Source organism: Paenarthrobacter sp. 22069, from assembly GCF_052046035.1.
In the GTDB taxonomy this organism is placed as follows: Bacteria; Actinomycetota; Actinomycetes; order Actinomycetales; family Micrococcaceae; genus Arthrobacter.
The window spans coordinates 203,729-227,747 of the sequence record NZ_JBQEQF010000002.1; the positions used below are offsets into that span (position 1 = coordinate 203,729).

A 24,019-nucleotide genomic window follows, 5' to 3' on the forward strand; every position below is an offset into this window, starting at 1 on the left:
CGCGTTCTCCCGGCAGAAACGCCGGCAGACGGTAGTTTGGAACCATGATCCAACCCGCTTCGAGCTACAACGATGACCTGCGCCTGGCCCATGTCCTGGCCGACTCCGTGGACGACCAGACCATGAGCCGCTTCAAGGCCCTGGATCTCCACGTTGAGACCAAGCCGGACCTGACGCCGGTCACCGACGCCGACAAGGCCGCCGAGGAAGCCATTCGTGGCCAGCTCTCCCGCTCCCGTCCCCGCGATGCCGTCCTGGGCGAGGAATTCGGCAGCACCGGCCACGGCTCGCGGCGCTGGATCATCGATCCCATTGACGGGACCAAGAATTTTGTCCGCGGCGTGCCTGTCTGGGCCACACTGATCGCCCTCGTCGACGAGGGCGAGCCCGTGGTCGGTGTGGTCAGCGCGCCGGCCCTCGGCAAGCGCTGGTGGGCGGCGAAGGGCATGGGCGCCTACATGGGACGCTCGCTGGCTGCCGCCACCAGGCTCCGGGTCTCCAACGTGTCCAGCCTCTCTGACGCGTCCCTGTCCTACTCCAGCCTCACGGGATGGAAGGAACGGGGAAACCTCGACGAATTCCTCGGCCTCACCGAGGACGTCTGGCGGACCAGGGCCTACGGTGACTTCTGGTCCTACTGCATGGTGGCCGAGGGTTCGGTTGACATCGCCTGCGAACCGGAGCTGAACCTTTACGACATGGCCGCACTGGTGCCCATCGTGGTGGAGGCCGGCGGCCGGTTCACCTCCCTGGAAGGTGAGGACGGGCCGTTCGGTGGGAACGCTCTGGCCACGAATTCGATCCTGCACTCCGAGGTACTGCACAGGTTGAACCCGTACCTCGACGATCTGCTGTAACGGCTGCCGTTTCCGGTCTTCCACGAATTTTGCGACGCCTGACACCTCCGCAAGGGGGTGTCCGGCGTCGTTTCTTCGATGGCGCGTAACAAAACCCTTAACAATTGCCGCGGCTTCAGTCCTGGCCGCCCGATGTCCTACGCTTTTATGCAGGTCACGAGTGCCAGCGCAAAACCCCGGTTTGCTGGCCGGCAACCCTCCATTCGCGGTGGGGTGCCCCGGGTGACGACCAGGCCGGTCCGGAGCGGATACGGCAAGCGCGGATTCCTTATGCCGGAGTCCTGTAGTCAAGTGAGGTCTCTGTGACAACTGCCACCGTCTCCCCCCAGCACGCTATTGCCGAAGCTCCCGTTCCGGATGCACGCCATGCGGCCGCGGGCCGGCCCCTTGCCGCCGTCACCGGTGCCGAAATCCAGGCTCCCCTGATTGCCGGCGGCCATGTCCGCTACGCGAACCTGGACTACGGTGCGTCCGCGCCGGCCCTGTCGCTGGTGTCCGCCTACCTGAACGAGATCCTCCCCTACTACGCGAGCGTCCACCGCGGCGCGGGGTACGCATCCCAGATCAGCACCTCCGTGTACGAGAACGCGCGCAGCATTGTCCGCGACTTCGTTGGTGGCCGTCCGGATGATTCGGTCATCTTCACCCGCAACACCACCGACTCGCTGAACCTGCTGGCCGGCTGCTTGCCCGTGGCCGACGGCCGCGCCGCCGGCGATGTCCTCTACCTGGACATTGAACACCACGCCAACCTGCTGCCGTGGCAGGGCGTTCCGCACCGCAGCATCGTTGCCGCGGACACCATCGCCGGCACCCTGGACGCCGTGCGCGCCGAACTGGAGCAGGGCGGGGTGTGCCTGCTGGCGGTCACGGGCGCATCCAATGTCACGGGCGAAATCCTTCCCATCCGGGCCCTGGCCGCGCTGGCCCACCAGCACGGTGCCCGGATCGTGGTGGACGCGGCCCAGCTCGCACCGCACCGCCGGGTGGACATCAGTGCGGACGACGTCGACTACCTCGCGTTCTCCGGCCACAAACTGTATGCACCCTTCGGTGCAGGCGTCCTGGTGGGACGGCCCGACTGGCTGGATGCCGGCGTACCCCACCTTGCCGGCGGCGGCGCCGTCAAGGAAGCACGCCTCGACGGCGTCAGCTGGGCCACGGGGCCGGCCCGCCATGAGGGGGGCTCGCCGAACGTGCTGGGCGCTGCCACCCTGGCCCGCGCCACCCAGGTCATCGCCGGGCTGGACCAGGACCGGTGGCATGCCCACGAATCCGCCATCCGTTCGTTCCTCGTTGAGGGCCTGCAGCGCATCGACGGCGTAACCGTGCACCAGATCTTCAAGGACACGAACCCGGAAACGGACACCATCGGTGTGGTGAACTTTTCCGTGGAGGGCTACGACGCAGGACTGGTGGCGGCCTACCTGTCAGCCGAGCACGGCGTGGGCCTGAGGGACGGACGTTTCTGCGCCCACCCCCTGCTCAAGCGCCTGGGCCTTCCCTCCGGTTCCCTGCGTGCAAGCTTCGGCGTCGGCTCCCGGCTGGAGGACGCCGAGCGCCTCCTGGCGGGCATCCAGGCACTCCGCAGCAAAGGGCTGGGCTGGGACTACGTGGTGGACGCGGGCCGCTGGGTACCGGCCAACGACACCCGCACCTACCCGCACTGGGCACCGAACACCCCCGGCACCGCAGGTGCCGCGCCCTGCATCGACGACTAAGCCTGCAGCAGGTCCGGCAGCCCCGGGCTGCTGGCGTTAACCCTTCCGGCACTGCAGATACGGTAGATTCTTAAGGTACTGCAGGGCGTTGACTGAAGGAGACCGCACGTGGTTCGGGGTGGCCCCAGGCTCGATCACGGGCGGCGCCGGGAGCTTGGACAAAGCTTTCAGGACGGCGGCAGGCACTACCAGCGCGTCCGGCCCGGCTATCCGGAGGAGTCCGCCCGGTGGCTGGTTCCCGCCGGCGCCCACGATGCCCTGGACGTCGGCGCCGGAACCGGAAAGTTCACTGCCCTGCTGCTGGACATGGGACTGGACGTCACCGCCGTCGACCCCTCCGCGGACATGCTCGCCCAACTCGAGGAACACTATCCAGCCGCCACGGCTGCGGCGGGGACTGCCGAGGCGACAGGCCTGCCCGACGCGTCCTTCGACGTCGTCACCGTCGCGCAGGCGTGGCACTGGTGCGACCCCCTCGCGGCAAGCACCGAACTGGCGCGCGTCCTCCGGCAGGACGGGACCCTCGGTCTGGTCTGGAACCAGCTGGACACCTCCATCCCGTGGGTTCACCGGCTCTCCCGGATCATGCACGCCGGTGATGTGTACCGGCCGGGCCACAAACCCGTGGTGGGGCCCGAATTCCGCGGGCTCGAAGGGCACGTCACGCACTGGCAGGACAAGGTGACCACCACCGACCTGATGGAACTGACCAAGTCGCGCAGCTACTACCTGCGGGCGGGCGAGTCGACGCGGGCCAAGGTCCTGGCCAACCTCGACTGGTACCTGCACGAGCACCTTGCCTACGGCCACGGCCAGGAACTCGACCTTCCGTACCTCGCCCTTGCCTGGCGGGCCGCCAAGGCATGACGGCTGCCTCCCGTGCCGCATGCGCCGAGCCGGTAGGCTTGAAGGCGTGAAGACCAGCGCGCCCTCCTCCTCGATCGAGGACTACGTCAAGGTCATCTATTCCTTCACGGAATGGCAGGACAAGCCCATCACCTCCTCCCAGCTTGCGCAGCGGCTGGGGGTGGCCAATTCCTCGGTTTCGGAGATGGTCCGCAAGCTCAAGGACCAGGGCCTGGTGGACCACAAGCCCTACAGCGCCGTCACACTGACCGAGGCAGGGCTGCGGCTGGCCCTGGCCATGGTCCGGCGCCACCGCCTGATCGAGACCTACCTGGTCCAGCGGTTGGGCTACAGCTGGGATGAGGTCCACGACGAGGCCGAACAGCTGGAGCACGCGGTCTCGGATACGTTCATCGAACGCGTCGCGGCCAAACTCGGGAACCCCCGCCGGGACCCGCACGGCGACCCAATTCCCACGGCGGACGGCCAGGTGCTGATGCCGCACGCGCACCTCCTCGCCGGGCTGGACCAGGGGCACACGGGCAGGATCACCCGGATCAGCGACGACAACCCCGAACTCCTGAGGTACCTCGCGGCCCAGGAGATTGACCTGGACGCCGAGGTGGAGGTGCTGGGCAGGAAGCCGTTCGGTGGCGCACTGGTCGTGCGGATCAGCGGTCCGGACGGCTCCCGAGAGTACGACCTTGCGGATGAGATTGCCTCCGCGCTGTGGGTCTCCGGTGACACCCCCCATCCGGGCTGCGTCCTGGACGGCAACTGACGTGGCGATGCCCGAAGGCCGTGCCTGGCTCGCTGTGGCTGCCGGCGGGCTGATCGGCACCGAACTGCGGTACGGGCTGGGCCTGGCCTTTCCGGACCTGCCCGGCTCGATCCCCTGGGCAACCCTTGGCATCAACATCAGCGGCAGCTTCGTCCTGGCAGCGTTGACCACCGTCTGGATGGCGCGGCCGCACACTGCGTTCTGGCTGCGTGCCGGGATCGGTCCGGGCCTGCTGGGCTCGTTCACCACCTTTTCCGCCGTCATCCTCGCCTCCGACCAGCTGGCGCGCGCCGGCGCCCACCCGGTGTGGACGGCCTACCTGGGCCTGTCCCTGGTCCTCGGCCTTGCCTCCGCGGGTGCGGGGTGGCGGTGCGGCAGGCTCATTTCGCGGAACCGGGACGGGCGGCCATGACCGCCGCCGCCCTGGTGGGATTGTTTGGCGTGGCGGGGGCGCTCCTGCGGTTCGGGATCGACAGCTGGTTTGCCCATCACAGCAGCATCCGCAGCGTCCGCACCGGCAGCCGCGGGCGGCTGCACTGGCCCTGGGCCACCCTGGTGGTCAATGTCGTGGGGTGCTTCATCATCGGCCTCGCCCATGGGGTGACCGGCCGGCTGGGGCTGGGCACTGAGTGGCAGCTGGGACTTGCCACTGGCCTGGCCGGTGGCCTCACGACTTTCAGCTCGTGGAGCACCGCGACAATCCGGCTGCTCAGCGAAGCGCGCTTCGGTTCGGCGGCGTTGAATGTGGGGGCCAACCTCGCGCTCGGTTTTGCCGCCGCCGCAGCCGGCATCGCCCTCGTTGGCTGACCCAAAAGGTGACCCACCAGCCGGCCTACCCCCGGCCCCCGGCGGCAGATGCCGTCCACTCCCGTATGGTGGACTGTGATGATCAGCAGACGTGACGCAGCAATAGCCCTTGATGTTCCGCTTGAAATGGCACAGCGCCACGGCCTGCCCAAATGGATGGCGGAGGAGGATCTGCGCGCCATCCTTGACAATCCCCCTCCTTGGCTGGTGCAGTCACGCGCCAACCGCACGGGCAAGCGCCCCGTCTGGGTGCATCTTGCGTGCGCCGTCTGTGGCTATGAGGAGGCGGCACGTCCCAAGAAGTGGTGGCCGGACTTCACCTATGTGGTGTGCGGGCATCACCCACCGTCCGAGGTTCCCGCTGTCCGTCCCGGCTGGGTCCGGAGCGAGTACGACGGCGTGGGGACGCGTTTCGTAGGCATCGCGGACGTGGAAGCGCCCCGGTAGGCCCGTGCCCGGGTGATGGGAGGCCAGGCAGTGCATGCCGGCCGTGACCACCCGGCGTTACTGCCGCCGTCGGGGGTTATGCCGTGCCGTTGGCCGTCATTTCCTCCGGAACGGCGGCCAGGTGCAATTCGGTGCCGTCGCGCAGCACGGCCACATCCAGGGGCTGGCCGATGGCGTCGGCGAACAGGAGCCGTTGCAGGCTTTCGGCGTTGCTGACGGGGTGGCCGCCGGCAGTGACGATGATGTCTCCCGCGGACAGCCCCGCCTTGCCGGCAGGTGACCCCGGCAGCACTTCCACGACGCGGAGCCCTTGCCTTTGGCCTGTGCGGATCACTGCGCTGGGCCCGAGCTGGATGGGAGTGCTCACCAGGCCCAGATAGGCGCGCCGCACCCTTCCGTCCGTCAGCAGTGCGGAGATGATCCTGCGGGTGGTGGCGTTGATCGGGATGGCCAGGCCCAGGCCGGCGCCCGCCACCGCGGTGTTGATGCCCACAATCCTTGAGTGGGTGTCTGCCAGTGCGCCGCCGGAATTTCCCGGGTTGAGCGCAGCATCTGTCTGGATGACATCCTCGATGACCCGCCTGTTGCCGCCCGACCAGACCGGAATGGCGCGGCCCAGGCCGCTGACCACCCCCGCAGTCACCGACCCTGCAAGTCCCAGCGGATTTCCCACCGCGACCACCAGCTGACCCACCCGAAGGGACTCGGCGTCGCCAAATTCCGCAGGCCGGACCTTGGGACGGGAGCCGTGCACCACTGCCAGGTCGGACAACGGATCGGCGCCCACCAGTTCCAGTTCCATCCTGCTGCCGTCGGCGAACACGGCAAAGCCCTGCCGCGTACCGGCCACCACGTGTGAGTTCGTCAACAGGTAGCCGTCTTCCGTGAAGAGGACGGCAGAGCCGGCACCCACCCTGACCCGGCCGTTGCGGCGCTGGGCGGTCATTTCGATGGCTGCAACGTGCGGCGTGACTGCTGCCGCCACCCGCATCACCGTCTGCGAGTACGAGTCCAGCAGGTCCTCGTCCCGGTCCGGTATGGGTTCCCGAGCCTGGTCCATGGCGCACCTCCAATGCGGTGCCGTGTTCGGCTGTGACCCCTCTTTCAGGGGCTTTACGGGAATCAACGTTTGCTGTGGCCCATCCAGTCCCGGCGCAGCTACGCCGTGGGTGAACGCCCGTGGTGCGGTGCGCTGCCGCTGTCCAGGATCTAGGATCGGTACCATGACTGGTTCGCCCGAGGGGTCCCACACCGAAATACTGCGTCCTGATGAGTGCTGGCAGTATCTCCGGTCGTCCTACATCGGGCGGCTGGCGGTCATCAACGGTGACGTACCGGAGATCTTCCCCGTCAATTTCTCGGTCGCCGGGGAAACCCTGCTGTTCAGGACGGCGCCGGGCACCAAGCTTCGCGCCCTGCTCAGCGGCGCCGTGGCGGCGCTCGAGGTGGACGGCCTGAACCCCTACGCAACCGAGGTATGGAGCGTGGTGGCCAAGGGAAGGCCTGGCCCTTTCGATGAAGGCAGCATGCCCCTTGCCGAGACTGACGCGGACAGGGAACCCTGGGAGCCGGGGATCAAGGACCATCTGATAGCCATCACTCCCACCGACCTATCGGGCCGCCGCTTCGCGGTCAGTCCCCGCCACCGGTGGTGGCCGCCGGTGGATTTCTCCGCGGACTGGCTGTAGCCGCCTCTCAGCTTGCCCGGGCGTTGACCGTCAGGACGTGAGGATCACCTTCAACGCTTTGGTCTCGGCAGCACGGGAGAAGGTGTCGTAGGCCTCGAGGAACTGGTCGAAGCCAAAATGGTGCGTGGCGAATTTTTCCGCCCTGATCTTTCCCTGGGCCACAAGCTTGAGCAGCATGGGCGTGGTGTTGGTGTTCACCAGCCCCATGCTGATGTTAATGTTCTGGATCCACAGATTTTCGAGGTGGAGTTCCACGGGCTTTCCGTGGACGCCCACGTTCGCCACCGACCCGCCGGGCCGCACGATCTCCGTGCACATCGCGAAGGTCGCGGGGACGCCTACGGCCTCGATGGCGACGTCGACGCCCTGTCCGCCGGTCAGGGCCAGCACCTGGTCCTTCCAGTCGCTGCCACCGGACAGCACCGTGTCCGTGGCCCCGAAGTCCCGGGCTTTCTGCAGCCGGTTGGCGTCCAGGTCGATCGCCACCACGGTGGCCGCGCCGTACAGGCCAGCCGTAGTGATCGCCGCCAGGCCCACCGGCCCCGCCCCCACCACCGCCACGCTGTCGCCCGGCTTCACCCGTCCGTACTGCACTCCGATCTCAAACCCGGTGGGAAGAATATCGGAGAGCATGACGGCCTGTTCGTCGCTGACTCCTGACGGCAACAGGTGCAGCGAGTTGTCGGCGTAGGGAACGCGGACATACTCCGCCTGCGTCCCGTCAATCAGGTGGCCAAAGATCCATCCGGTGCCCGTCTGGCCCTCGTCCCCCAGGCAATGCGAGTAAAGGCCAGTCCGGCAGTTGGCACAGTGGCCGCAGGATTTGATGCAGGAGATGATGACGCGGTCGTTCACTTTCAGGCCGGTGACCGACGAGCCGGTCTCCACGATGGTGCCCACCCCTTCGTGGCCCAGGATCCGGCCCTTTTCGACGGCGGGAACGTCGCCTTTGAGGATATGCAGGTCGGTACCGCAGATGGTGGTGGTATCGACCTTGACGATGGCATCGCCGGGCTGCTGGATCCGGGGGTCGGGGACGTCGGTCCACGACTTGTTTCCGGGCCCGCCGTACACAAGTGCTTTCATGGGTTTTCCTTACTGTGGGGGCAGGCCGTGCGTGGTTTGCCGGCCTGGTTGCGGGGTGGGCGGACCGGAAGGACTGGAAGGGGCCGCTGCCGGGATCCGGAGTTTGGCCAGGTGCAGGAATCCGAGGACAAGGAACAGGCCCGAGAGCGCAAGGGCCGCCAGGAGGGCCGGCACGCCGGGCGCTGAGCCAAACAGGGGCTTCACCAGCTCCCCCACGGCCAGGGAAAAGATGAGCGTGAAACCCAGGACATACAGTGCCGGCAGGAGCAGCAGGCCGGTGCGGTGGTTCCGGTAGGTCAGGAGGGACAGGATCAGGAACGCGGGCATGATGAAGCAAAGGTCCAGGATGAAGATCGAGTAGAGCGAATCGATGCGCTGACCTGTTTGCATCAGGGGCAGGAGCATTCCGATCCAGAGGGGGTAGAAGATCAGTGGCTGGAGGAGGGCGCCGGAAGCCGACGTGATTCTCAGGACCCGGGGCAGGGCTGCCAACGGGGCGGCACGGTCCATGGTCGCGCCCGCGAAAACCATGGCCCAGAAGGAGACGGCAAAGACCGCCATGTAAAGCAGGTACAGGCCGTTGTAGGTCCGCTCGATCACATAGATGCCGTAGCCGTAGAACAGGTAGCCCAGCAGACCCAGGGCCACGATCTGGTGTTTCGTCCCCTGCCGGCCGGCGGCGAGGGACAGGTACAGCAGGCCGAGCCCGGCTGCTGCCGAAAGAAGGTCCTGGGAGTAGGCGCCGGGGATGAGGTCAGCGGCAACAACCCCGTTATAGATTTGCGGCCGCCACAGGCCGGTCCCTGCCGCGGCAACTGCCAGCAGCCCGGCAAGGGCCCACAGCAGGCGGTGGAGGAACAGATGCGTCAGCATGCCGGCCTTTCGCAGGATGGTCAGGGTTCCCGGGCGTCTCCCACAGCGTCCCATCGGGTCTGGCAGCCCCCAAGGGCCATAGGTCCTCCCTTGCAGGCCGGGCCTTTATGCCCTTTCCGGGAATGGAAGAGTTGCCTACGCTGTGCCGTATGACTGAGAACACGAACATTCCCGTGCCGGAGATCCTCGACGAAGAAGAATGCTGGGCCCTGCTCTCCCAGACCGGAGTGGGCCGGCTGGCCGTCATCGCCGACGGCCATCCCGACGTCTTTCCCGTCAACTACAAAGTGGACGGGCAAACCCTCGTTTTCCGCACCGGCGGGGGCACCAAGCAGCAGGCCATCCAGTCGGACGCCACCGTGGCCCTGGAAGCCGACGCGGTCAGCCCGCAGTTCGGCCTTGCCTGGAGTGTGGTGGTCAAGGGCAAGGCAGCCGAGACCGTCCCCACCGGCCCGGCGCTGGATGACATCCGGCGGGCGCTGTTCCCCTGGCAGGGGGTGACCCAGGAGCACTTCATCCGCATCACGCCGGAATCGGTAACGGGCAGGCGCTTCACGATGGGCGCCCCAATGCTGTGGCAAACGCCGCTCGACGACGCGACCCGGGCCGGATTCGAATAAGCCAACAGCACCGCTGACGCACCATGCGCGCCTGGTGGGTGAATGATCCGGGGCCCATCTCCACGCACCCGCTGGTTCAGGGAGTGCGTGCCACGCCCGTGCCTGCAGCCAATGAACTCCTGGTGGATATCACGGTCTGCGGCATATGCCGCACCGACCTGCATCTGGCCGAAGGAGACCTGGCACCGCACCGTCCGCAAGCGGTTCCCGGGCACGAGGCCGTGGGCGTCGTGGTTGAAACAGGTGCCCGTTGTTCCAGGTTCAGGACCGGAGACAGGGTCGGCGTGGCATGGTTGGGCGGTGTTTGCGGGACATGCCGGTACTGCCGCCGCGGTGACGAGAACCTGTGCGTGTCACCGGTCTTCACCGGCTGGGACAGGGACGGTGGGTACGCCGAACAGCTGACGGTGGCGGAGGACTTCGCCTACCCGTTGCCTGATGCTTTCACCGACGAACAGGCTGCGCCGCTCCTGTGTTCGGGCATCATCGGGTACCGTGCCCTGAAGCGTGCGGAACTGCCGGCGGACGGGCGGTTGGGAATCTACGGCTTTGGCAGTTCCGCCCACATCACCGCCCAGCTGGCGATCAAGCAGGGCGCCTCCGTTTACGTCATGACCCGTTCACCGGAGGCGCGGGAGCTCGCGCTGGAGCTGGGAGCGGCGTACGCGGGGGACGCTTATGACCATCCACCGGTACCGCTCGATTCCGCCATCCTCTTTGCACCGGTGGGTGATCTGGTTCCCGTGGCGTTGCGGGCCCTGGACCGCGGCGGAACCCTGGCCATCGCCGGGATACACCTCAGCGGCATCCCGGCCCTGGATTACGGCAGGGAGCTCTTTTTCGAACGCCAGGTCAGGAGCGTCACCGCCAATACCCGGCTTGACGGAAACGCGTTCCTCGCGCTCGCGGCACGGCTGTCCCTGGCACTCACCACGACGGCCTATCCATTCGAGTCAGCGGACAGGGCACTGGAAGACCTGGCGGCCGACAGGATCATGGGATCGGCAGTCCTTCGGGTGCGCCCCGGGCACTGAGGTCCATTATCAAACGTTGCTGCCCTGCTTCACCCGAACAGGACCGCTGCCTCCTGGTACCTTGCCTCCGGTACCACCTTCAGCTCCCCCAGCGCTTCCTCGAGCCCGACGTTCACGATGTCCGTGCCGCGCAACGCCACCATGGTGCCCCACTTGCCGGTTGCCGCCGAGTGGACAGCTGCCATGCCAAGCCGGGTGGCGAGGACACGGTCGAAGGCCGTGGGCTCACCTCCGCGCTGGATGTGGCCCAGGACTGTGGCCCGGGTTTCAATGCCGGTCCGGACCTGCAGCTCCCCTTCGAGCAGCAGGCCGATGCCGCCCAGCCGCGGGCGTCCGAAGGTGTCCAGGCCACGGGGGGCGTAGGGTGTGGCGTGCCCCTCCGGCGCGAAGGCCTCGGCCACCACTACCAGGGGCGCCCTGCCGCGGTCCCTTGCCGACAGCACCCACGAGCAAACCTGGTCAATGGACACCGGATGCTCGGGGATCAGGATGGCGTGCGCGCCGGCGGCCATTCCCGAATGCAGCGCTATCCAGCCGGCATTGCGGCCCATGACCTCCGCTATCATGCACCGGTGGTGCGATTCACCCGTAGTGCGCAGGCGGTCGATAGCTTCTGTGGCGGTCTGCACGGCTGAATCAAAGCCGAACGTGTAGTCAGTTGCGCCGAGGTCATTGTCAATCGTCTTGGGCACTCCCACCACGTTCAGGCCCTGGCCGCACAGTTCCCGCGCGGCCGCCAGGGTGCCCTCTCCCCCGATGGCAATGAGGCCGTCCAGTCCGTTGCGCTCGAAGCAGGCACGGACGCCGTCAATTCCTTGCCCTGTCAATGGGTTGGTCCTGGAGGTGCCGAGGATGGTGCCACCCAGGCGTGAGATTCCCCGGACGCCCGTCCGGGGAAGGAGAACCATGTCCTGTTCCAGGACGCCGCGCCAGCCATCCCGGAATCCCAGGAATTCGTAGCCGTGCGCAACGTCGCCCCCCAGAACTGCTCCCCGGATCACCGCGTTGACCCCGGGGCAGTCGCCGCCGCTGGTCAGGATCCCCAGCCGTTTCACGATGCCGCCGTCCCGGGAGCCCGAACAGGCAGGGGAAAGGTCCTGGTCCGGCCGGGTTGAAGGAGTATGTCACTGCCGCTGACGTGCACTTTGATGGGCCCGGCGTCACCCGGGGCGGATGCGATGCTCATGTGTCCGTCCTTGAGATGAACCCGGAGGCTGTGTCCCCGGTAGAGGACCTCGAACGCAACGGCGCTGAGCCCCGTCGGCAGGTTCGGGGCGAACAGTATGGTGTCCCCGCTGAACCGCAGGCCGGCGAAGCTGCGCTGCACCACGTCGATGGTTCCCCCCATGGCGCCCAAGTGTATCCCCGCACGCGTGGTGCCATGCTGCGTATCGTCAAGATCGGCATCGAGCGCTTCCCGGAAACTGTCCCATGCCCGGTCCGCGTCCAGGCCGGCCAGGACAGATGCGTGGGCCACCCGGCTCAGGGTTGACCCGTGGGCTGTTCGGGCCAGGTAGTACTCGATGGTCCGGTTGAGATGCTTCTGGGTGAATCCGTAGTGGAGCCGTTGAAGGATGGTGACCAGCCCCTGGTGCCCCAGCAGGTACGGGAGCATCAGGACGTCGGCCTGCTTTGCCAGCTTGTAGCAGTTGGTGGCATCGCCTTCGGCTTCGAGGATGAGGTCGAGCCGTTCGATATCGCCGTACCCGTCGCGGTAATGTTCCCAGTCAAGCTCCTTGAGTTCCGCATAGCCTTCGAACTGGCTGATGACGCCGTCGCTGTGAAAGGGGACGTACATCGTCGTCCCCATATGCCCCCACACGGCGGTTTCCTCATCGGTGACCCCCAGCCGTTCCATGAGGCCGGCACGTTCGCTTCCGTGCAGGAAGGACATGATGCCCGCAGCCTGCGAGCAAACCCAGGCCGCCATGACGTTGGTGTAGGCGTTATCGTCAAGCCCGGGGGTGTCCCGGCCCGGATAGCCGGTGTGGTACTCATCCGGCCCCACCACGCCGCGCAGGTGGTACCGGCCGCCCTGCTGGTCGTAGTCGGCAAGGGAACGGAAGAACCGGGCAACCTCGATGACCAGTTCAGCTCCGCGTTGGAGCAGCCAGATCTTGTTTCCGGTGGCCTGGAAGTACTGCCAGGCGTTGAAGGCGACGGCCAGGCCGGAGTGGACCTGCAGGTGCGAGAAGTCCTTGACCCAACGGCCGGACCGTTCGTTGTACAGCCATTTGGGCGTTTCCTCGGTCCCGTCGCTGCCGCTTTGCCACGGGAACTTCGCCCCCGCCCGCCCCTCCACGGCTGCGGCGTGCCGGGCCGCAGGAAGCCGCCGCCACCTGTAGTCAATCAGCGAACGGGCAACGTCGGGGGTCCGTGAGGTCAGAACCGGCAGGACGAACAACTCATCCCAAAAGACGTGGCCGCGGTAGCCTTCGCCGTGCAGGCCGCGCGCAGTGACGCCGGCATCCAGTTCGGCCGTATGGTGTGTCAGCGTCTGCAGCAGGTGGAAGATGTGCAGGTTGAGGACCAGACGCACCTGCACCGGGGCCTCGATCTCCACCATGAAGGGCCGAAGCTCACGCCGCCATGCCTCCTCGTGGGCCGCCAGCAGCGAGTCGAAATCCCCGCCTGTACGCTCCAGCACTGCACCGGCTCCTGTTTGGGGTGAGGAGATGGCGCGGTCCCGGGATGTCACCACGGCCACGGTCTTGGTGATCCGCACCGGGGTTCCCGCATCCAGGGACAGCAGGAGGTCACGGAAGTGGAAAGAGCCCCTCGCGCCTGGCTCACCTCCTGCTGGCTCTCCGGACACATAGGTCCTGTGTGCTGCGGCGATGCGGATAAGGCTTTGGATGGTTTCCACCTCGACGACGGACGTCGGGTCGGTTGCTGCCTCCGGTCCTGTGCGGTTCGGGGCAGTCCGGTCGGCCAGGTGGATATCGGATCCCTGGGCCCGTTCAGGAAGGTTCGCGTTGCGGACGCCGGCGTTGACGCCGCTCCGGACCTCAAGCTGCCCACTCCAACCCAGGGCCGTGATGGCTGTCTCGAGGACCAGCAGGTGGGGTTCCGCCATGGACGCGAAGCGTGTCTGCACCACTTCAAGGCGTCGGCGGTCCGAACCTTCCAGCAGCAGGCGGCGCTCCAGTACCGCCCGCCGGAGGTCCAGCACCCTGCGCTCGCGGATGACGGTCATTCCCCCCTCCGACCACCACGTCAGGCCGGCCAGGCGGATATCGAGTGGAAGACAGTCCGGGGCGTTGACCATGTGTTCTTCCAGCAGCATCTCTCCGGCCGCCTCGGCCCGGACCCGGTTGTAGACACCGGCAAGATACATGCCCGCATAGCTGAAGGGGCCGCCCTCGGGTGCCGCTCCCCTGACGCCCATGTAGCCGTTGCCCAGGGTGGTGAGGGCCTCCCGGTGGCCCTCGTGTCCGCCGTCGAACCCCTCATACGCCAGGTGCCAGGCGTTGCCGATGACCAGGCCCAGATCCAGTTCGCCCACGTCGTTGAGGACCGTACCGGCGCCCGCGGCTTCCAGCTGGCGGCGGTTTCCTGTCCGGGAAATTCCGACGACCAGGCCGAAGCCCCCGCGGTGACCGGCCTCGACGCCCGCCGCCGAATCCTCGATCACCACGGCGTGCGACGGCGGCACTCCAAGCTGTGATGCCGCCGCGAGGAACACGTCCGGAGCCGGCTTTCCGCGCAGGCCAAGCCCTGCCGCCGTCGTTCCGTCCATCACGACTCTGAACAGGCCATGGATGCCGGCGGCGTCCAGGACCGCCGGGGCATTCCTGCTCGAGGTAACGACGGCGGTGGGGACTCCCGCGTCCGCAAGTCTCCGCAGCAGCTCCAGGGTTCCTGGATAGCTTTGCACGCCGTCGTCCCGCAGACGCTGCAGGAAGAGTTCATTCTTCCATGCCCCCAGGCCGAACCCCGTCCAGGCCCCGGCGTCGTCGGTCTCCTTTCCCTTGTCCACCTGGACTCCGCGCGCGGCAAGGAACCGCACGACCCCTTCCTCCCGCGGCAGCCCGTCGATGTAGGTCAGGTAGTCGGACCTGGACAAGGGGGCCTGGTTGGTGCCCTTGGGAATTCTTGGGTCGTGCAGGATCCGGTCGAACGCGTCTTTCCACGCGGCCTGGTGGACCAGGGCCGTGTTGGTGACCACCCCGTCCAGGTCGAAAATGACGGCGTCGAACGGTGGCTTTGCTGCGGCAGCTGTCGGCGACCCGGTCATAGGTCAGTGGTACCAGTCCCGGCCCGGTCCGCACAGGGCCGTTGGGCCTGCGGGCCTACTGCACGGTATCCGCAGGGGCCGTGCGGGTAAGGTGGCTCCACCAGGTCAGCGGGGAGGTGATGGTAAAGCGCCTGCCGGAGACGGAGGTGGGTACGATCCGGACAAAGTGGTCCTTTTCGCCTGCCTGCCAGGGGAAAAGGGTGAGCCCAGCACCGCGCAGGAGTTCCTCCGATGGCTCCAGGATCACGGCCCTGCCCTTGACCAGGACACTCCATGCCTTGGCGTCGTCATGGCCGTCGGCTTCAAGCGCGACGGCGAGTGGTCCCCCGGCGGCCCGCAGCTTGGTACCTTCGCCGGTGCGGAAGATGACCGATTCGTGGTCCACCTTGTAGTTCACCGGGAAGACTTCCGGGTACCCGTCGACGAGCACGGCCAGATGCCCCACGGACACCCCCCGCAGGAGGTCCCAGCACGTTCCTGCATCCAGGACTTCGACGGGCGTTTGCGGTGGATCGTTGTGCATGACGTTGAAGCTAGTGGTTCGCCGTGTGCTCCACTAGAGCATTTGGGCCCGCGGCTATCTAGAAACGGGATCCCCTGGGCCCGGTGGGCCTGCGCCAGGTGTCCAGGGTGCGGACTTCGCGATAGTGGACCGGTAGCCTGACGACGTCGACTTCAGCGGTATCAATAAGGCACCGGCAGCCGCTCAAGGTATCCAGGATCCAGACGAGTCCACGCTCCGGGGATGTTTCCGCGACGGGTCCGCGGTGCACCAGCCGGCTCCTGTAGAACACCTCGATGGCGTCTCCGGGAGCAAGTTCCTGGAGGGGGTCCAGTGCGTCGGGGTATTTGCTCGTCATGGGGTTCCTTTCGGTTCGGACAGCTCCCCCAACATCAAGAATGATTGTCCAAGGTTGATTCCGGGTGTCTTCCGAATGATGATCCGGTGGCCTTTTGGCTCACCTCCGGTGGCCCCGGCCCGGGACCTGACAGGAGCGACTTTCGGGCAAACAAAAGCACCCCGGTCCGAAGACCGGGGTGCTTAGTGTGGAGATGGGGGGAATTGAACCCCCGTCCGATGTCGTGTTGTCAGGGCTTCTCCGGGCGCAGTTTGCGTCGGATTTTCTCGGCCCCAGCCATGCTGCAAACAGCTGGCTGATCCGGGCCCAGTCACCTAAAAGTCCCGTTTACTCCGGCGACGGGAGCAAACAGCAGTGGCTATCTAAATGACGCCAGGATCCGGGGCGATAGCAACCCCGGGCTGACGGACTGTCTTACTGCTTAGGCAGCAAGAGCGAAGTCAGTGCGCTTAGATTCGGCACTTATTGGTTTGCAGAAAGCGTTTACGAGATAATTCTGCATCCTCGGCCCGCTTCACCTGTCGCGACTAACACCGTCGAAACCGATCATCCCCGTATTTTGTTACCAAACCGGCTGGCAAGCCCGCCGGACTATCCATAGTAACGCATGCCAAGCCGGAATGATTCCTACCGGCGCCTGTTGCGTTCGCGCATCTCGCGCTGGGCTTCGCGGTTGTCCTGCTGTTCCCGCAGTGTCTGGCGCTTGTCGTATTCGCGCTTGCCGCGCGCAACGGCGATTTCCACCTTGGCCCGGCCATCCACGAAGTAGAGCTGGAGCGGCACGATGGTGTAGCCGGCTTCCTGTACCTTGCGGGAAATCTTGATGAGCTCCTCGCGGTGCAGCAGCAGCTTGCGCCGGCGGCGTGCGGCGTGGTTGGTCCAGCTGCCCTGGTTGTACTCCGGGATGTGGATGGCTTCCATCCACAGCTCGTCGTTGTAGAACGTGCAGAATCCGTCCACCATGGAGGCGTGCCCCTCGCGCAGGGACTTCACTTCGGTCCCCATCAGCGCGATGCCGGCCTCGTAAGTGTCCAGCACGTGATAGTCGTGCCGGGCCTTGCGGTTGGTGGCCACCACCTTACGGCCACTTTCTTTAGGCACGGAAGAACTCCTCAGGTTCAGGTCGGATGCTGCCGGGCCGGCGCCGCGGAGCTATACCAGTCTACGGCAGCAGTGGTTGTCCCCTACAGCAGCCCCATGGGATCGACGGCGGCGCCATTAAGCCAGGTTTCGAAGTGGGCGTGGCAGCCGGTGGAGTTGCCGGTGCTGCCCGAGTAGGCGATCAGCTGTCCCTGTGAGACATGCTGGCCGTTTGAGACCACGATGCTGGAATTGTGGTAGTAGATGGTGGTCAGCGTGTTGCCTTGCACCACACCGTGGTCGATCTTGACGCGCCAGCCGCCGCCGTCCGCAGAATTCCAGCCGGAACTGAAGACCTCGCCGGCTGCCGCCGCATAAACAGGGGTGCCGCAGGCGGCACCGAAGTCGATGCCGGTGTGCATGTAGCCGCCGGTGCCGTAGAAGTCGATGGTGCCCGGCGGGGTGGTCCGGTAGCCGAAACCTGAGGTGATGGGGATGCTGCCGTCGAAGGGGTGCCGGAGGCCAAAGGCCGACGGCGACCCTGCAGTGGGCGGCACGTAGGGCTGGACAGGCGGGGCGGGGCGGTTCGCTGCCGCGGCAGCGGCGGCAGCAGCGGCTGCGGCGGCTTCGGCCTTCCGGCGCTGTTCCGCTTCCCAGGCCTCCCGGGCCCTGCGGTCACGTTCGGCGATCTCGTTGGCCACCTGGTTCTGGTTGGCCTGGACCCCGGCCAGCTGGGCTTGGATCCCTGGTTTGGCCGCCTGGAGTTCGGCATCGAGCCGGGTGGTGTCCGCGATCAGCTGGTCCACCTGGGCCTTCTTGGCCGCGGCTTCGTCACGGGCAGCCTTTTCCCGTTCAAGGGCCGCGTCAGCTTTCGCCTTGAGATCCTTGATCTCGGCTTCCACAGCCTGAAGGCGGGCTTCGGAATTGACGTTCGTGGCGTTCTGCTGGCTGAGCTTGTCCATGGCCGCGTTCTGGCTGCGCATCGCCTGGTCAGCGAGGTCCATGGTGTCCGTCAGGCTGCCACCGCCGTTCGAGCCAAAGAACAGGGACAGGTTGGACGGGACACCCCCGGATTTGTATGCCTGGGTGGCGATTTGCCCGATCAGCTTCTTGGTATCGGCGATCTTCTGCTTGTCCGTTTCCAGTTGCTGGGTGATCTTGGCCTTGTTTTGCTGGGCCATGTCCACGCGGGCGGACAGCGCTTCAACTTCTTTGACGGCGCCCGCGACCCGGCCCTGGGCCTCAAGCAGGGCCTGCTGCGCGCCCGGCAACTGCCCCTGGTAGATCACCAGGTCGCCAGCGGCCTTGGCGATCCGGGAGTCCACAAATTCGAGGGACGCCTGGACACGCGCAGCTTCCGCCTCAAGAGCCGCTTTACGGTCTTCGAGGTCGTCCGCGAAGGCGACGGGTGTGGCGACGGCCAGACCGGCGGAAAGGATGACAGTGAGCATGCCGCTGACGATTCCCAGACGGCGTGCAGCGGTCCGCCCGCGGCGGTGCCGGGGGCGGGGCAAGGCTTGATCAGAGACATTCATGGGCATTCCTAGGTCGGTGTGCACAGCCTAAACGCGCAAATATCTACGTAAGGTCAAGAGGGACGAAATTCCTGCCAAGGATCCGCCAAGGATCAGCAGCGCCGGGGCCAGGATCAGGGTCTGGCCGGACGAGATGAAGGCAGTATCCGGGTACTGGCGGGACATGTAGTCGCCCAGGAAGAACTGCGCCACTGCCCAGAGCGTGCCCGAAGCGAGGGCGGCGCCGATGACCGCTGCGATGACGCCTTCCAGGATGAACGGGAGCTGGATTACCGTTTTGGACGCTCCGACCAGCCGCATGATTCCGGTTTCCCGGCGCCTGCTGAAGGCCGAGAGCCGGATGGTGGTGGCGATCAGCAGGATGGCGCAAACGATCATCACACCTGCAATGCCCACTGCCACCAGCGACGCCCCGTTCATCACAGAGAAGAGGCGTTCGAGCAACTGGCGCTGGTCGATCACCGTTTCCACTCCCGGCTGGGAGGAGAACGTCTCGCTGATGATCTGGTACTTTTCGGGATCCTTCATGTTGATCCGGAAGGAAGCCGGCAGCTGGTCCGGAGTCACCGAATCGACAATCGGCGAGTTGGAGAACTGGTCCTTGAAGTGCTTGTAGGCCTCGTCCTTGGACTCGAACTGGAAGTCGTTGATGTATTGCGCCACCGCAGGGGATTCAAGCAGTGCGTTCAGGCCCTGCTGCTGCTCCGGAGTGACCGGCCCCGATGCGCACCCCGGCGCCGTCGAACCTTCGCTGCAGAGGAAGATGGCCACCTGGACCTTGTCGTACCAGTAGCCCTTCATCTGGTTGATCTGCATCTGCAGCATTCCTGCCGCGCCCACGAAGGTGAGTGACACAAAGGTCACCAGGATGACCGAGACCACCATTGAAAGGTTGCGGCGCAGGCCGCTCCCGATCTCGGAAAGAATGAACGCGAGCCTCACCGCTGGGCCTCGCCTTCGGCACCGTTGCCGGGAACGCCGTCGTCGGGCGTTTCCCTGCCGCTGGCGTCCTTAAGGCGCCGGGACTGTCCGACGACGGGAATCATGGAGGTGTACAGGGCCCTCGCTTCGTCGCGGATCACAACGCCGTTCTTCAGTTCCACGACCCGTTTGCGCATCTCGTTGACGATGTCGTCGTCGTGCGTTGCCATGACCACGGTGGTGCCGTTCTGGTTGATCTTGTCCAGCACGCCCATGATGCCCATGGAGGTGGTGGGGTCGAGGTTTCCGGTGGGTTCGTCGGCGAGGAGGATCCCGGGCCGGTTGACCACGGCGCGTGCGATGGCAACGCGCTGCTGCTCGCCGCCGGAAAGTTCATGCGGCATGCGGTGTTCCTTGCCTTCAAGGCCTACCGTTTTGAGGACCTCGGGGACCGTGTCGCGGATGACGCTGCGGCTCTTGCCGATCACCTGCATGGCGAACGCGACGTTCGCGAACACGTTCTTTTGGGGCAGGAGGCGGAAGTCCTGGAAGACGACGCCGATGCCCCGGCGGAGGCGCGGGACCCGCCAGCTGGAAATCTTGGCAACGTTCTGGCCAGCGACATAGACAGCGCCTGACGTGGCACGGTCTTCCTTCAGCACCAGCCGGAGGAAGGTGGACTTCCCGGAACCTGACGCACCGACAAGGAAGGCGAATTCGCCACGGTCAATCTCAAGGTTGACCGAGTCCAGTGCCGGACGGGCTTTCTGGTCGTATACCTTGGTGACATTTTCGAATCGGATCATGGCCCTAAGTACCCTGCAGGGCACGGCTGATCCTTCAGATGCAGCCCAGTTCTGCAGCCGGTGCACGGGTTTTCGTTTGGGGAAGGTAGGGCCCCGGCCCCTCGACTATACGCAGGATGCGGGGCGGTTGGGCAGGCTTTCGGGGGCGTGTCGCCGGATCAGGCTTTTGCCTGCCGGGCCGGCATCTTCTGTTTCTTTATAATGGGTGGCTGTGCGCCTGGAACAGCCAAGCTGAGGCCGGGTGCACCCACCATTCCCTCCAGGAAGGCCTTTTGTGCGCGTCCTTACGATCATTCCCACCTACAACGAACTGGAATCGCTGCCCAAGACGCTCCAGCGCCTTCGCAAGGCCGTTCCGGCGTCGGACGTGCTGGTGGTCGATGACAACAGCCCCGACGGCACCGGCCAGCTCGCCGACGGCTTCGCCGCCGAGGACTCCCAGGTCCACGTCCTGCACCGCAAGGGCAAGGAAGGCCTGGGCGCCGCCTACATCGCCGGGTTCAAATGGGGCCTGGACGCCGGCTACGACGTCCTGGTGGAAATGGACGCAGACGGCTCCCACCAGCCCGAACAACTGCCCCAGCTGCTCGAAGCCGTGGAGCAGGGCGCCGACCTGGCCATGGGCTCCCGCTGGGTTCCCGGCGGCAGCGTGGTCAACTGGCCCCTGTACCGCCAGGCGATCTCCCGGGTGGGCAGCGCCTACGCCCGGCTGATGCTCGCCCTGCCGATCAAGGACGTCACCGGCGGCTACCGCGCCTTCCGCAGGACCACCCTCGAAAAACTCAACCTCGACCAGGTCGACTCCGTCGGCTACGGCTTCCAGGTGGACCTGGCCTGGCGCGTGGCCAAACTGGGCCTGCGCATCGAAGAACGCCCCATCACCTTCGTCGAACGCGAACTCGGCGCCTCCAAAATGAGCGGCAACATCGTCATCGAAGCCATGATCAACGTCACCAAATGGGGACTCACCGCCCGCTGGAACACGCTTCGGCGCCGCGGCTCCGCGGACAGGAAATAGACCCGGAGACTGCCATCCTTTCGTGCCACCGACAAAGAACTGCCCCGGCATCCCGATGCCGGGGCAGTTCCTTTGTTGAGAGCGCGGCCGCAATCAGTTGTTGTTGGCGGCGTTGCGGTTATCCGTACGCCAACGGATGCCGGCATCGATGAAGTCGTCGATCTCGCCGTCGAACACCGCTGACGTGTTGCCCACTTCGTGTTCGGTGCGCAGGTCCTTGACCATCTGATACGGGTTCAGGACATAGGAACGCATCTGGTCGCCCCAGGACGCCTTGACGTCGCCAGCCAGGGCCTTCTTCTCGGCGTCCTCCTGCTCCTTCTTCAGCAGCAGGAGCCGCGACTGCAGGACGCGCATGGCAGCGGCACGGTTTTGCAGCTGGGATTTCTCGTTCTGCATGGAAACTACAGTGCCGGTGGGAATGTGGGTCAGTCGGACCGCGGAGTCGGTGGTGTTGACCGACTGGCCGCCCGGGCCGGACGAACGGAACACGTCCACCCGGATCTCGTTGTCCGGGATCTCGATGGAGTCTGTCTGTTCAATCAGCGGGATGACTTCCACTGCGGCGAACGAGGTCTGGCGGCGGCCCTGGTTGTCGAACGGGCTGATCCTGACGAGGCGGTGGGTGCCGGCTTCCACACTCAACGTGCCGTAGGCGTAAGGCGCTTTGACTTCGAACGTGGCAGATTTCAGGCCGGCCTCCTCCGCATAGGAGGTATCCATAACGGTCGTGGGGTAGCCATGCCGTTCAGCCCAGCGAAGGTACATGCGGAGCAGCATCTCTGCAAAGTCCGCCGCGTCCACGCCCCCCGCGCCCGCGCGGATTGACACCACGGCTTCGCGCTCGTCGTACTCGCCGGACAGCAGTGTCACGACTTCCAGTTCCTTGAGGGCCTTCTTAATGGACTCGAGTTCGGTGGCGGCCTCCCCCATCGAGTCGGCATCGTCCTCGTCCTGCCCGAGTTCCACCAGGACTTCCAGATCGTCAATCCGGGATTCGAGCTTGGTGAGGCGTTCAAGCTCCGACTGGCGGTGTGAGAGGCGGGAGGTGATTTTCTGGGCGGCCGCGGGATCATCCCACAGGTCCGGTTCCCCTGCCCGTTCGCTGAGTTCGGCGATGTCTTCCTTGAGTGTCTCCACATCGCTGACGCGTTCGATGGACTCGTAGGTGGCGCGGAGCGCACGGATTTCAGCGGAAAAATCAATATTGGCCATGGTGGTTTAAGCCTACGCTATCGGTGGATACGGCCCGGCGCGCAGGTACGTCGGGGCGCCCGACCCCGGCGGGTCACGCCTGCACGGGGCTGGCAACTATAGAGTCAACTGTTCGTCGCGTCATCCGTTCACCGGGTCAACCGCGAACGCGCGGTCGATGTTGCTTCAATGCGGATACCGTCGGGAATCAGGAAGTTGACCACGGGCGGGTGCACGGCGGCGGACAGGACCACCACGGCGGTGGAACCATCCGGTGTTCCCGTCTCCCCTGTCACGGCCAGTGCGGAAAAACGCTGGGATGCAGGACTTCTGGCCACAAAGTCGGCAGCCACGTTACGGACCCGGGCAGGATTGAGTACAGCTGACGGGGTTCCACCTTGTGAGCCGACCTCGCCCAGTGTGTAGCTGTCGGCAGCTGCAAGGGACGCTCCATCCGCAAGTGACAGCAAGCGCTTGTGCTCCAAGTAGACGGCGGAGATGCCCATGACCACTGTCGCGACCAAGAGTGCAAGGAGAACGTAGCCAAGAATCATCACCAGCACCTGTCCGCTGTCATCCGGTTCCCTGCGGTTCACCTGTACCTGCCCACGATTTGGGTGGAAGAGGCTTCCACCCGGGTGGCCGTCAGCCCTTCGGCGAAGGGTACGAACGGAAGGGGGATGGTGAGGCTGACGGTCACTGTCACGGTCGTCCCGGCAGCCTGGCAGTCGGAGGGATTGCAGGTGGTGACCAGGCTGGCCCGTTCTACCTGGTGGCCGAAGTCGGAAAGCGCGAGGGCCACGGCCTGTTCGGCAGTCGACTGGGCGGTCGAAGCATCGGGCTGGGCAACATACACTTTCGCGGCTTGGTCCGCGGCGCCCACGACGGCGAAGGAGCCGCCCTGGATCTGGCCGACGGTAATAACAAAATAGACCAGCGGGACCATGAGCAGGAGGGCAAGGAATACGAACTCGACCACCGCGCTGCCTTGTTCGTCTGTCGGGGGCTGCCTGGAGCCTGATTCCTCCCCGCCTGCCAGCCACCGCAACACCCCGTCCATTCCACAACCCTCAGCCGTCTTCCGGAAAATCACCTGCCCTGCCCCGCCGCCTGCCCGTGCCAGCCCTGTGCGATGTTCGGTGGAAGCAGGAGGTGGATTGTGCCTGGACAACGGATTGAAGCTGGAGAGGTCAGGGTTGGACAGCAGCATGGCCCCTCACCTCCAGCATGTCCCTCGGGCCGATCAACCCGATGACCGGCATGGGAGACCGAACTGTGACCTCAAGGGTGCGCATCCCCTGCACCGTCACTTCCCGGATACTCACCTGTTCAGCAAAGCTCTGGTTCAGGGCTGTACCAATGAGGCTCCTTGTCCGCTCCTCGGCATCGGAGGCGCTGCGGTCAGCAAGCGCCCCGTACCGCGCACCGGACGCAGCAGCATCGATAAGGGTATTCCGGACATGCAACACCAGCGTCAACTGGATGACCGCGAGGAAGAACATCGTCAGCAGCCCACCGACCAAGACGAAGTCCACTACCGCTGAACCCTGCTCACCCGGCCGGGCCAGCTCCGGCGGCGCCCCCAGGCCGGGAGCGTACGCTCTCATG

Annotated in this window: 26 protein-coding genes, 1 other RNA gene and 1 riboswitch; of the genes, 11 read left to right on the forward strand and 16 right to left on the reverse strand. The window is 65.7% G+C overall.

Annotated elements, in window-relative coordinates; translation table 11 throughout:
* Positions 1-44: 44 nt before the first annotated feature.
* The 7 genes from hisN (at position 45) to ACTJK0_RS02465 (ending at position 5,459) form a co-directional block, all read left to right on the forward strand.
* Entirely contained in the window at positions 45-857 is an 813-nt protein-coding gene (gene hisN, locus ACTJK0_RS02435) for a histidinol-phosphatase (protein WP_043453490.1), read from the forward strand.
* A gap of 152 nt (positions 858-1,009) precedes the next feature.
* A riboswitch (SAM riboswitch) is annotated at positions 1,010-1,123 on the forward strand.
* Between the two features lie 36 nt (positions 1,124-1,159).
* Entirely contained in the window at positions 1,160-2,578 is a 1,419-nt protein-coding gene (locus ACTJK0_RS02440) for an aminotransferase class V-fold PLP-dependent enzyme (protein ID WP_110541079.1), read from the forward strand.
* Between the two features lie 108 nt (positions 2,579-2,686).
* The gene (locus ACTJK0_RS02445) at positions 2,687-3,445 is read left to right on the forward strand and encodes a class I SAM-dependent methyltransferase (protein ID WP_110541080.1); all 759 of its coding nucleotides are present in this window, start codon (positions 2,687-2,689) and stop codon (positions 3,443-3,445) included.
* A 46-nt stretch (positions 3,446-3,491) separates the two neighbouring features.
* Positions 3,492-4,205, forward strand: coding sequence for a metal-dependent transcriptional regulator (locus ACTJK0_RS02450; RefSeq protein ID WP_110541081.1), 714 nt, complete (start codon positions 3,492-3,494; stop codon positions 4,203-4,205).
* A gap of 7 nt (positions 4,206-4,212) precedes the next feature.
* Positions 4,213-4,617: a FluC/FEX family fluoride channel gene (locus ACTJK0_RS02455; RefSeq protein ID WP_110542060.1), complete on the forward strand. Its 405-nt coding sequence runs from the start codon at positions 4,213-4,215 to the stop codon at positions 4,615-4,617.
* A complete protein-coding gene (locus ACTJK0_RS02460; protein WP_110541082.1) occupies positions 4,614-5,012 on the forward strand; it encodes a FluC/FEX family fluoride channel in 399 nt (132 codons plus the stop codon). The genes ACTJK0_RS02455 and ACTJK0_RS02460 overlap by 4 nt, the downstream gene beginning before the upstream one ends.
* Positions 5,013-5,090: 78 nt before the next feature.
* Positions 5,091-5,459, forward strand: coding sequence for a hypothetical protein (locus tag ACTJK0_RS02465; RefSeq protein WP_110541083.1), 369 nt, complete (start codon positions 5,091-5,093; stop codon positions 5,457-5,459).
* 76 nt (positions 5,460-5,535) lie between these two features.
* Here ACTJK0_RS02465 and ACTJK0_RS02470 read toward each other — a convergent pair whose 3' ends face one another.
* Positions 5,536-6,519 (reverse strand): trypsin-like peptidase domain-containing protein, encoded by a 984-nt coding sequence (locus tag ACTJK0_RS02470; RefSeq protein WP_110541084.1) that lies wholly within the window; start codon positions 6,517-6,519, stop codon positions 5,536-5,538.
* Positions 6,520-6,682: 163 nt separating this feature from the next.
* Between ACTJK0_RS02470 and ACTJK0_RS02475 the strand changes: the two genes are divergently transcribed.
* Positions 6,683-7,147 (forward strand): pyridoxamine 5'-phosphate oxidase family protein, encoded by a 465-nt coding sequence (locus tag ACTJK0_RS02475; RefSeq protein ID WP_110541085.1) that lies wholly within the window; start codon positions 6,683-6,685, stop codon positions 7,145-7,147.
* Between the two features lie 30 nt (positions 7,148-7,177).
* Here the strand turns inward: ACTJK0_RS02475 and ACTJK0_RS02480 are convergent, their stop codons facing one another.
* Entirely contained in the window at positions 7,178-8,233 is a 1,056-nt protein-coding gene (locus ACTJK0_RS02480) for a zinc-dependent alcohol dehydrogenase family protein (RefSeq protein ID WP_440744111.1), read from the reverse strand.
* 9 nt (positions 8,234-8,242) lie between these two features.
* Complete coding sequence (locus ACTJK0_RS02485; protein WP_110541087.1) at positions 8,243-9,106, reverse strand: hypothetical protein; 864 nt, start codon at positions 9,104-9,106, stop codon at positions 8,243-8,245.
* A 149-nt stretch (positions 9,107-9,255) separates the two neighbouring features.
* Between ACTJK0_RS02485 and ACTJK0_RS02490 the strand changes: the two genes are divergently transcribed.
* Both ACTJK0_RS02490 and ACTJK0_RS02495 read left to right on the forward strand, forming a co-directional pair.
* Entirely contained in the window at positions 9,256-9,726 is a 471-nt protein-coding gene (locus ACTJK0_RS02490; RefSeq protein ID WP_440744112.1) for a pyridoxamine 5'-phosphate oxidase family protein, read from the forward strand.
* Positions 9,727-9,764: 38 nt separating this feature from the next.
* Complete coding sequence (locus ACTJK0_RS02495) at positions 9,765-10,760, forward strand: zinc-dependent alcohol dehydrogenase family protein (protein WP_440744113.1); 996 nt, start codon at positions 9,765-9,767, stop codon at positions 10,758-10,760.
* A gap of 29 nt (positions 10,761-10,789) precedes the next feature.
* Here ACTJK0_RS02495 and ACTJK0_RS02500 read toward each other — a convergent pair whose 3' ends face one another.
* The 9 genes from ACTJK0_RS02500 to ftsE all read right to left on the reverse strand — a co-directional run bounded on the left by ACTJK0_RS02500 (position 10,790) and on the right by ftsE (position 20,199).
* Entirely contained in the window at positions 10,790-11,815 is a 1,026-nt protein-coding gene (locus ACTJK0_RS02500) for an ATP-dependent 6-phosphofructokinase (RefSeq protein WP_110541090.1), read from the reverse strand.
* Positions 11,812-14,997: an HAD-IA family hydrolase gene (locus ACTJK0_RS02505; RefSeq protein ID WP_440744114.1), complete on the reverse strand. Its 3,186-nt coding sequence runs from the start codon at positions 14,995-14,997 to the stop codon at positions 11,812-11,814. Before ACTJK0_RS02505 ends, ACTJK0_RS02500 begins: the two co-directional genes overlap by 4 nt.
* A gap of 55 nt (positions 14,998-15,052) precedes the next feature.
* A complete protein-coding gene (locus tag ACTJK0_RS02510) occupies positions 15,053-15,520 on the reverse strand; it encodes a pyridoxamine 5'-phosphate oxidase family protein (RefSeq protein ID WP_440744115.1) in 468 nt (155 codons plus the stop codon).
* Between the two features lie 58 nt (positions 15,521-15,578).
* Positions 15,579-15,857 carry a hypothetical protein gene (locus tag ACTJK0_RS02515; protein ID WP_110541093.1) on the reverse strand — a complete coding sequence of 93 codons (279 nt, stop codon included), beginning with the start codon at positions 15,855-15,857 and terminating at the stop codon, positions 15,579-15,581.
* Positions 15,858-16,042: 185 nt separating this feature from the next.
* Positions 16,043-16,411: a transfer-messenger RNA gene (ssrA, locus tag ACTJK0_RS02520) on the reverse strand.
* A 73-nt stretch (positions 16,412-16,484) separates the two neighbouring features.
* Positions 16,485-16,958 carry an SsrA-binding protein SmpB gene (gene smpB / locus ACTJK0_RS02525; protein WP_043453530.1) on the reverse strand — a complete coding sequence of 158 codons (474 nt, stop codon included), beginning with the start codon at positions 16,956-16,958 and terminating at the stop codon, positions 16,485-16,487.
* Between the two features lie 83 nt (positions 16,959-17,041).
* Positions 17,042-18,472 (reverse strand): peptidoglycan DD-metalloendopeptidase family protein, encoded by a 1,431-nt coding sequence (locus tag ACTJK0_RS02530; protein WP_110541094.1) that lies wholly within the window; start codon positions 18,470-18,472, stop codon positions 17,042-17,044.
* Positions 18,473-18,499: 27 nt separating this feature from the next.
* On the reverse strand, positions 18,500-19,414 hold the full coding sequence (gene ftsX, locus ACTJK0_RS02535; protein WP_043453535.1) for a permease-like cell division protein FtsX: 915 nt from the start codon (positions 19,412-19,414) through the stop codon (positions 18,500-18,502).
* Entirely contained in the window at positions 19,411-20,199 is a 789-nt protein-coding gene (gene ftsE, locus ACTJK0_RS02540) for a cell division ATP-binding protein FtsE (protein ID WP_043453537.1), read from the reverse strand. Before ftsE ends, ftsX begins: the two co-directional genes overlap by 4 nt.
* Before the next feature lie 274 nt (positions 20,200-20,473).
* On the opposite strand from ftsE, the gene ACTJK0_RS02545 reads away from it, so the two are divergent.
* Positions 20,474-21,217, forward strand: a complete 744-nt coding sequence (locus ACTJK0_RS02545; RefSeq protein ID WP_440744116.1) for a polyprenol monophosphomannose synthase — start codon at positions 20,474-20,476, stop codon at positions 21,215-21,217.
* Between the two features lie 93 nt (positions 21,218-21,310).
* Here ACTJK0_RS02545 and prfB read toward each other — a convergent pair whose 3' ends face one another.
* The 4 genes from prfB to ACTJK0_RS02565 all read right to left on the reverse strand — a co-directional run bounded on the left by prfB (position 21,311) and on the right by ACTJK0_RS02565 (position 24,018).
* Positions 21,311-22,432, reverse strand: a complete 1,122-nt coding sequence (gene prfB / locus ACTJK0_RS02550; RefSeq protein ID WP_110541097.1) for a peptide chain release factor 2 — start codon at positions 22,430-22,432, stop codon at positions 21,311-21,313.
* A 128-nt stretch (positions 22,433-22,560) separates the two neighbouring features.
* The gene (locus ACTJK0_RS02555) at positions 22,561-22,965 is read right to left on the reverse strand and encodes a pilus assembly protein TadG-related protein (protein WP_110542061.1); all 405 of its coding nucleotides are present in this window, start codon (positions 22,963-22,965) and stop codon (positions 22,561-22,563) included.
* Between the two features lie 38 nt (positions 22,966-23,003).
* Complete coding sequence (locus tag ACTJK0_RS02560; RefSeq protein WP_440744117.1) at positions 23,004-23,621, reverse strand: TadE/TadG family type IV pilus assembly protein; 618 nt, start codon at positions 23,619-23,621, stop codon at positions 23,004-23,006.
* The gene (locus ACTJK0_RS02565; protein WP_440744118.1) at positions 23,602-24,018 is read right to left on the reverse strand and encodes a TadE family protein; all 417 of its coding nucleotides are present in this window, start codon (positions 24,016-24,018) and stop codon (positions 23,602-23,604) included. Before ACTJK0_RS02565 ends, ACTJK0_RS02560 begins: the two co-directional genes overlap by 20 nt.
* Position 24,019 lies beyond the last annotated feature (1 nt).

Coding starts and splice junctions, on each gene's coding strand:
- hisN (WP_043453490.1), top strand. CDS start 45: ATGATCCAACCCGCTTCGAGCTACAACGATGACCTGCGCCTGGCCCAT.
- ACTJK0_RS02455 (WP_110542060.1), top strand. CDS start 4,213: ATGCCCGAAGGCCGTGCCTGGCTCGCTGTGGCTGCCGGCGGGCTGATC.
- ACTJK0_RS02460 (WP_110541082.1), top strand. CDS start 4,614: ATGACCGCCGCCGCCCTGGTGGGATTGTTTGGCGTGGCGGGGGCGCTC.
- ACTJK0_RS02465 (WP_110541083.1), top strand. CDS start 5,091: ATGATCAGCAGACGTGACGCAGCAATAGCCCTTGATGTTCCGCTTGAA.
- ACTJK0_RS02470 (WP_110541084.1), bottom strand. CDS start 6,519: ATGGACCAGGCTCGGGAACCCATACCGGACCGGGACGAGGACCTGCTG.
- ACTJK0_RS02475 (WP_110541085.1), top strand. CDS start 6,683: ATGACTGGTTCGCCCGAGGGGTCCCACACCGAAATACTGCGTCCTGAT.
- ACTJK0_RS02480 (WP_440744111.1), bottom strand. CDS start 8,233: ATGAAAGCACTTGTGTACGGCGGGCCCGGAAACAAGTCGTGGACCGAC.
- ACTJK0_RS02485 (WP_110541087.1), bottom strand. CDS start 9,106: ATGCTGACGCATCTGTTCCTCCACCGCCTGCTGTGGGCCCTTGCCGGG.
- ACTJK0_RS02490 (WP_440744112.1), top strand. CDS start 9,256: ATGACTGAGAACACGAACATTCCCGTGCCGGAGATCCTCGACGAAGAA.
- ACTJK0_RS02505 (WP_440744114.1), bottom strand. CDS start 14,997: ATGACCGGGTCGCCGACAGCTGCCGCAGCAAAGCCACCGTTCGACGCC.
- ACTJK0_RS02510 (WP_440744115.1), bottom strand. CDS start 15,520: ATGCACAACGATCCACCGCAAACGCCCGTCGAAGTCCTGGATGCAGGA.
- ACTJK0_RS02515 (WP_110541093.1), bottom strand. CDS start 15,857: ATGACGAGCAAATACCCCGACGCACTGGACCCCCTCCAGGAACTTGCT.
- ACTJK0_RS02530 (WP_110541094.1), bottom strand. CDS start 18,472: ATGAATGTCTCTGATCAAGCCTTGCCCCGCCCCCGGCACCGCCGCGGG.
- ftsE (WP_043453537.1), bottom strand. CDS start 20,199: ATGATCCGATTCGAAAATGTCACCAAGGTATACGACCAGAAAGCCCGT.
- prfB (WP_110541097.1), bottom strand. CDS start 22,432: ATGGCCAATATTGATTTTTCCGCTGAAATCCGTGCGCTCCGCGCCACC.
- ACTJK0_RS02555 (WP_110542061.1), bottom strand. CDS start 22,965: ATGATTCTTGGCTACGTTCTCCTTGCACTCTTGGTCGCGACAGTGGTC.
- ACTJK0_RS02560 (WP_440744117.1), bottom strand. CDS start 23,621: ATGCTGCTGTCCAACCCTGACCTCTCCAGCTTCAATCCGTTGTCCAGG.
- ACTJK0_RS02565 (WP_440744118.1), bottom strand. CDS start 24,018: ATGAGAGCGTACGCTCCCGGCCTGGGGGCGCCGCCGGAGCTGGCCCGG.